Source organism: Yoonia sp., assembly GCF_046498525.1.
GTDB lineage: Bacteria > Pseudomonadota > Alphaproteobacteria > Rhodobacterales > Rhodobacteraceae > Yoonia.
The window spans coordinates 1-6,675 of sequence record NZ_JAWOAN010000134.1 but is presented as its reverse complement, the minus strand read 5'-3'; the positions used below and the strand labels follow the sequence as shown (position 1 = coordinate 6,675).

The 6,675-nt window shown below is 57.7% G+C and carries 5 protein-coding genes; 2 read left to right on the top strand and 3 right to left on the bottom strand.

Annotation, left to right across the window (positions count from 1 at the left end; all coding sequences use genetic code 11):
* Positions 1-1,595: PAS domain-containing protein (locus tag R6T97_RS09110; RefSeq protein ID WP_410348980.1), on the top strand; the 1,595-nt coding region annotated here is incomplete at its 5' end.
* Between the two features lie 162 nt (positions 1,596-1,757).
* Here the strand turns inward: R6T97_RS09110 and R6T97_RS09105 are convergent.
* Positions 1,758-2,627, bottom strand: coding sequence for a glycosyltransferase family 2 protein (locus tag R6T97_RS09105; RefSeq protein WP_410348979.1), 870 nt, complete (start codon positions 2,625-2,627; stop codon positions 1,758-1,760).
* A 256-nt stretch (positions 2,628-2,883) separates the two neighbouring features.
* Positions 2,884-3,876 (bottom strand): helix-turn-helix transcriptional regulator, encoded by a 993-nt coding sequence (locus R6T97_RS09100; protein WP_410348978.1) that lies wholly within the window; start codon positions 3,874-3,876, stop codon positions 2,884-2,886.
* 248 nt (positions 3,877-4,124) lie between these two features.
* Here R6T97_RS09100 and R6T97_RS09095 point away from each other — a divergent pair, with 248 nt between their 5' ends.
* Entirely contained in the window at positions 4,125-4,721 is a 597-nt protein-coding gene (locus R6T97_RS09095) for a hypothetical protein (RefSeq protein ID WP_410348977.1), read from the top strand.
* A gap of 12 nt (positions 4,722-4,733) precedes the next feature.
* On the opposite strand, the gene R6T97_RS09090 is transcribed toward R6T97_RS09095, so the two are convergent.
* Positions 4,734-5,987 carry a tyrosine-type recombinase/integrase gene (locus R6T97_RS09090; protein ID WP_410348976.1) on the bottom strand — a complete coding sequence of 418 codons (1,254 nt, stop codon included), beginning with the start codon at positions 5,985-5,987 and terminating at the stop codon, positions 4,734-4,736.
* Positions 5,988-6,675 lie beyond the last annotated feature (688 nt).

The following is a 6,675-nucleotide window of genomic DNA, read 5'->3' as shown; positions in this document are numbered from 1 at the left end:
GGTTTCGCGACGGGCGCTGGTTTCGTGTTACGGAGCGCTCCACTGCGGGTGGGGGGCTCGTGCATATGCTTGTCGACATCACCGACATCAAATCGGCGCAGGTCGCTCTGCAACAGGTGATCTCTGGGGCGCAGGCCGCCACTTGGGCCGTAGATCTCGAGACCGGTGAGAGCAATGCGAATGATATTTGGGCCGATATGCTCGGTCTCGACAAGAAAATTGCGACGTCCCTTGGGTTCGAGGGGTGGCGTAAGCTAGTGCATCCGGAAGATCTTATCGCGGCAGAGGCGGGATTTTTGCAATGTGCGGAAGGTTCCGCTGCAGCGTTTGCAGTCGAATATCGCATGCGTCACAGGCTAGGTCATTGGGTCTGGGTGTTGGGCCGGGGCGGTGTTTCGGATCATCATGTGGATGGACGCCCGCACAAGATCTCTGGTGTCTTGCTGGACATTTCTCGTCAGAAGCAGATGGAGGCAGAACTTGCGATGCAGTCCGCTGCGATTACCGCGACCGAGGAAGGGATCACGATTACCGATGAAGCAGGGACTATCCTCTTTACTAACCCAGCGCACGCGGCGATGTTCGCACATAACGAACCATTATCTCTAGTTGGCCAGCCTTGGCATAGCCTCTATTCACCTCAGGTCGCAGCAGGATTGGCGGCGGAGGCCTTCCCTACCCTCAGAGATCAAGGCTACTGGGCCGGGCAGGTCGATGCTCTCCGAGCAGACGGTGGGAGGTTTGAGCAGGAGCTCAGCCTGACTGAGATACCCGGCGGAAAGATCATCTGCATCAACAGGGACGTAACCGCGCGCAACGCGATCGAGCGCGAGCAGCTTCAGATCCGTGACCGGGTCGAGTTGGCGCAGCGCCAGGAAATCGTTAACCTTTTGGCCGCCGGGCTGACACATGATCTGGCCAATCTGATCGCGATCATTTCTCACTTCTCCGATCCCGCTCTTGAAGAAGCGGGTATCCGGCTTCCCCAATCCCTTGCAAATATTCATGCGACCGCGCGACAAGCAGTCTCCCTACTGGAGCCGCTCCGTTCTCTTGGCACTGGAAAGCGCGAGACCGAAGAGACTGACCTGACGGATCTCCTCAATGAGGCCGCAGGCATTCTCAAACTCGGCGCAACCCATAACCTCACAATCACCGCCAATCTCCCTGACGAGCCGATCTTCGTAATGGTTGACTCGCTCAAGCTAATGCAGGTTTTGCTGAATCTCGGCTTGAATGGGCGCGATGCCCTAGGCGACGGTAAGCAGGAGATTGCACTTTCATTGTCACTTGGTGAGCCCGTCCCGCAGACGGCCGCCGTTGAGGTGGGTGAGATACCGGTCGAACCCTATGCCCTCTTCAGTATCAGTGACACTGGAACCGGCATCACGCCGGAAGTCAGGGCCCGGCTGTGGGAACCACATTTCACAACCAAGGGGAACATGGGGACGGGGCTGGGGCTTCCGGTCATCGCGGAGATCGTCCGCGAGACAGGAGGGGCCATCGCGCTGGAAACCACCCCGGGCGTAGGAAGCTCCTTTTATGTCGCGTGGCCAATTGCCTATCCGGCTGTCCCCGAAAGGAAAGCTGGATAATGTGGTGGTGGGGTCGATGTATGCGGTCCCGCTACCCTATAAAGACTGGAATAAGGCTGTCCAGCACGCCCGGTCCCACATAAGATCAAGAAATACGGGCAAGTAGCGATTAAGCTTACCGACCCTGAAGGGTAGGAACACGACGCAACAGCGCCAAGACGGTTATCTGGCTTCGGCGAAAAGCGCAGGCGTTTCGTGGCCGAAGATTGCAATCTCGCCACTGAGGCAGGCATTTTCAACTGCGATGGCAGTCCGGATATTCCGCCGCGTTGCTGTTGAGAGCTCCAGGCCATCCAGCGCTTCGATCATGAAATCGCGCCAGGCGGTGCGGGGTGGCGAGCCTGCAACCTTTTCACTCCGGTTGTCTGCGGATTTGTCCCAGGTGGCACCAATACGAGGCGACCAGACAACATCACCCAGAAGGGCCAGACGGCCCCAGCCTATTTTATCTTCGCCAAATCTGACCCCTTCGGGAAATCCTTGGCTCTCCACCAGACACCTTTTCCACGTTCCAGCCGTGCTCGACGAGACAATCATGGGCCCGGAACTCATGGCCTCGAAGAAACAGCCAAGCGGCCCGCGACGGTCGGATCCGATACCGAAACCGTGCTGTTTTGCCTTACGTTCCAGCGAAATCTCGCCCCATGCATCTGCGTAGAGCACGGCTTCCGGGAATTCTGCCATAAGAGCCAGCATCTCTGAAACGTGATGCTCTGCCCAAGTATCATCTGCATCCAGAAACAGGACGACTTCCCCACGCGCGGCTTTCCAACCTGCATTGCGGGCAGCCGCGGCGCCTTGGTTTTCCTGTCTGATGAGATGAAGGACTCTTGCGTGATCAGAATTCTCTGCCGCCCATTTTCGTACCACATCGTTCGAGCCATCCGTTGAGCCATCATCGACCACGACAAGCTCAAAAGCGACGTCTGCCAGGCGGCAAGACATGTAGGCCACACAGATCGAAGCAGCAATATGGCGCGCTTTCTGATAGAGTGGAATGACAACGGAAACCACTGGCGATGGTTTGGTCATACGGGCTGTTTCATGGAGGTTCCTTCAGTGTGAGCCGCCATCTACGGCATCTCCCGGCTCCAGACAAACCAGAAACGGTAACAGAACTCATTTACCGGGGAGCAAGGCTCTGTTGCTTGGCAGAACGGACTGCCATTCGCTTTTGGGACCACCAGTTTCGCAGAATGCGGCCCGGCTGACAGGTTCAGGAAGTAACTTGCAGCAGATCAGGTCAGAGCCGACCGACGCGCGCCACACACGTCACCGTTAGCCAACCTCACGGCAACACGCTGATACGTTTGTTCTGCCAGCCCGCCACCAAGTCCCGCAGCGCAGGTGGTTCGATCACCTCGACAGCGTCGCCCCACTTATAGAGGTGCCAGGCCATTTCAACCAAGCCGCTGGCGTCAAATGAGACGATCAACCTTCCATCATCCTCATCGATCATCTTCTGCTTTGGGTGGAATTCAAACTCGCGCGCGGTCACTGCCGCTGCCGGATCGAAACGCCACACGACACGGCTGTACTCCGCATCCATATGAAACGACCCGAATGCCTGTGCTGCGTAAGTTTCGAGATCGAACCCCTCGTCTTTTACAAACCAGTCAGGTGTGGCCTCAGCCGTGGAAATGCGGTCCATCCTGAACCGGCGGAACTGGTCATCTTTGTGTGGGTCGCGTGCCACCAAATAATGCCGGGTGCCAAGCAGCATACCGTAGGGCTCAACAATCCGCTCACGTGGAGCTGGATCATGTTTCCCTTGGTAGCTGATCGTAAGCCGGCACGGCCCTTTTAGCGCAGCGGCAATGACACTTGTAACTTTAGGCGACGTTTTCACCTTAGGACCCGGGCGGCACGCGTAGCCCTGCGCCTCAAGAACCGCTTCCGCATCCACCTCCGCCCGCCGCGCCGTTGCGGCCGGCAGCGTTGCGACAAAGCGTTCACGCAACCCTTGCAGCACCTCCGCCTGCGCGTGCGCGCCGTCTCGTGCGGCCCGCCGGGCGCTCATTTCAAGCGCCACCAGTTCATCGTCATAAATACCCTGCATGCTGATCAAAGTAATGTCACGCAGCTTCCACCAATGCTGGCGATCGCCATACGTGTGTGCGGCAAGACTTGGGAACACATCCCTTAATGCCTGCACCATGCGCTGGGCTGTGCGGTGATTCACCTCGAACGCGATGACAATATCTTGCAAGCAGACGCCACGATGACGTGCCGCGCACATGCCCGCCAGCCGCAAGAGCTCCTGTGCTTTTCGGTATGACATGGCGTTCCCCCTCTTATCCCCGACAGCTTCTGACGTAGCAACTTGCGTAAGCTCTCTCTAGAGGGCGACTCGCTCTATGGTGTTCTTTTGATTGAGGAATAGTGCCATCACCGATGAGGGGGTGACGTCCAGGCATGCCTTCCTCAATCTACAGCGTAGACAGTGTTTCCCTCTCACCAACGTCCAGGCGGCGCATACCTTTATCAGGTGGCATGCGGCGTCTGCCTAAAACAGAGAACGGAACCAAAATGGCATTACCACCGAGAGCCTTCTTCACATTGCACGAAACCGCAACACGATGGGGCTGCACAATCGCCGACCTCGCGGGCTGGGCCAGCGAGGGTAAGCTCGATATCGTGACTGGCATTCCACTGGCCATATGCGGACCCGACAAGGTGTCCGGCAAGATCAGCATATCACCAATGGACATGCTGCCCCTCTTCAGGCGCAGCGGCACGGGGCCAACCACCATCCAGCTGATGCGGGTAAAACCTGAACGCGCTCACGACTGGGCTTACGTCACAGAGCCCGTTGATGGGGTTAAAGTCTCCATCGCCGACTTGCTCATTAGTGGCCACGATGTCGTGCGATTTGAGGATGAGCATGATTTACTGCGGCGCGTCGGTGGCGGCACAGGCGCGCTTTCACCCTATGACTGGGAAGGCATGTACGTGGCCTTGACCCGGCGCGTTCACGAACACGGCTTACCTGGGACACAAACAGAGTTGATCGCCGAAATGCAGGACTGGTTTGCCGATGTCGAAGAAAGCGGCGACGTGCCCGACGAAAGCACCATTCGGCGCAGGTTGCGGCCGTTCTGGCGCGCACTGCGCGGTGATGGCTGAACATCAAATATGTCAGGCGCGCTTCACATCAGCATCATGGACAATTTTGGGACGTGGGCGGAACATGCCAGCCACCGCATCAACGCCCGCACGCAGGGGCGAGTCCATCAGATGCGCGTAACGCTGGGTCGTTTGCATTTGCGTATGGCCCAGCAGCCTGCCGATCATCTCAAGTGATGCGCCACCACTGACCAACAAGGAAGCAAACGTGTGGCGCAAATCATGAATACGGACATCAGGCAGGTTGGCCTCTCGCTGCACGTTGATCCAAAACCTGCGGATTTCTTTTACAGGCTGACCGGGAACGTCGCCGGGAAACAGCCAAGGGTTATCTTTGGGCACCAAAAGAGCGCGTCGGCGCACGATGGCTGCGACATCTGCAGAAATCGGGATCCGGTGGATCTTGCGCTGCTTGGTGGTGGCGGCAGGTTTTGACCAGATGCCCAGTTCGAGATTGAACTGTTCAAACCGTGCTTGGCGCACCTCACCCACACGGCTGCCCGTCAGCATGCAGATCCGGATGATACCCGCTGCCCGCTGATCCTCGGCTGCGTCCAGCACGGTGGCCAGCCGTCCGATCTCTTCTTGCGACAGGAAGCGTTCGCGTGCGGTCTCGACACGCTTTTTGAACCCCGTGGCCGGGTTGTCCGTGCGCCAGCCCCAGCTGATGGCCAGCGTGAACATCTTGCGCAGCACTTCGCCCACGCGATTGGCCCGGATCGGGGTGGGCTTTGCGCCCTGCAGTTTGCGTGCACGGTTGTTTGGTTTTGCTTTGGACGGGCGGGCTCTGCCCTGCGCTATAATGTTCAGTAATGTGGCAACATCATGCGGCGTGATATCCGCTACCAGCTTGTTGGCCCATTGGGGCGCCACAAGCTTGGTCAGCATCGCACGCTGGTCGGCTGCATTCAGCGGTGCCAGATGCGGCACATGCTCAGCAAGATATCGGTCAATCATGTCTTTGAACCTTGGCGCTTCGCGCAGTTCGCTACGATCATCCAGCGGATCACGCCCCTCGTCGATTTCCCGACGTAGCTCACGCGCGCGTTCGCGGGCGGCCGTGACACTCCACTCCGGCCAGCGTCCAACTGCCATCCGGCGCTGGCGTCCTGCAAAGCGGTAATCCAACACGAACGACCGAGACCCTGATCGTAAGATGCGAATAGAGAGCCCCCGGATCTCAGTGTCGAACACCTGATAATCCCGATCTTCTTGCGCAATCAGGTCTCTCACAGTTTTTTCATTCAGGCGCAGTCGTTTAACCATATTTATTTCTCCTACTGCCACTGACACATGCGTAGATAAGCAGACCTATCAAGCGAAGCATGGACCTTTGACCGGCGCATAGGCGGTGACCGGCGGTGATGCGCCAAACGCTTGCCGGTCCCTGTAATCATTAATGAATTTCGAGGGGCGCATGTGTCACACCGCGGTGGGGCATGGTGGACCCGAAGTTGAGAGCGGCCAAACGACAGGCGCAGCGGCCAATCTGACACGATCCAAAGCGATTAATACCCAGATTTTTGTAAATCTTGTTTAATATCAATGACCGGCAAGGGTCTGCCCCCCTTGCCGGTTGGTTCAGTGCCCATGGATCACCGCCAAACCCCCTGAAACAAGGCGAAAGCTTGTAAATCGGTTGCGAACGCAGCGCGCGATGACATCGCGAGGCATCCGGCCCGCCCGATTTGCCGGTGCAAGATTCTTGCGCCAAAACGGCCGAACTCCATAAAACTTAATAATATCAATGACCGGCAAGCATTTGGCGCATCACCGCCGGTCAGTGCCTTCCCGCCACCCCTTCGTCTCTGCGTTTCTTGAGGCCTGCAATCCGTCCGGTTCGGGCGACAAACAGGAGACAGACGATGACACAACAAAGAACGGCTATGCATCCCACCAAAGCAAAGCTCTTGAGCGGCTGGATCAGCCGACTGGACCTTGCCCTTGAACTCGG

Excerpts from the sequence above, each read along its gene's own strand:
- R6T97_RS09090 (WP_410348976.1), bottom strand. The coding sequence starts at position 5,987 with ATGGTTAAACGACTGCGCCTGAATGAAAAAACTGTGAGAGACCTGATT.
- R6T97_RS09095 (WP_410348977.1), top strand. The coding sequence starts at position 4,125 with ATGGCATTACCACCGAGAGCCTTCTTCACATTGCACGAAACCGCAACA.
- R6T97_RS09105 (WP_410348979.1), bottom strand. The coding sequence starts at position 2,627 with ATGACCAAACCATCGCCAGTGGTTTCCGTTGTCATTCCACTCTATCAG.
- R6T97_RS09100 (WP_410348978.1), bottom strand. The coding sequence starts at position 3,876 with ATGTCATACCGAAAAGCACAGGAGCTCTTGCGGCTGGCGGGCATGTGC.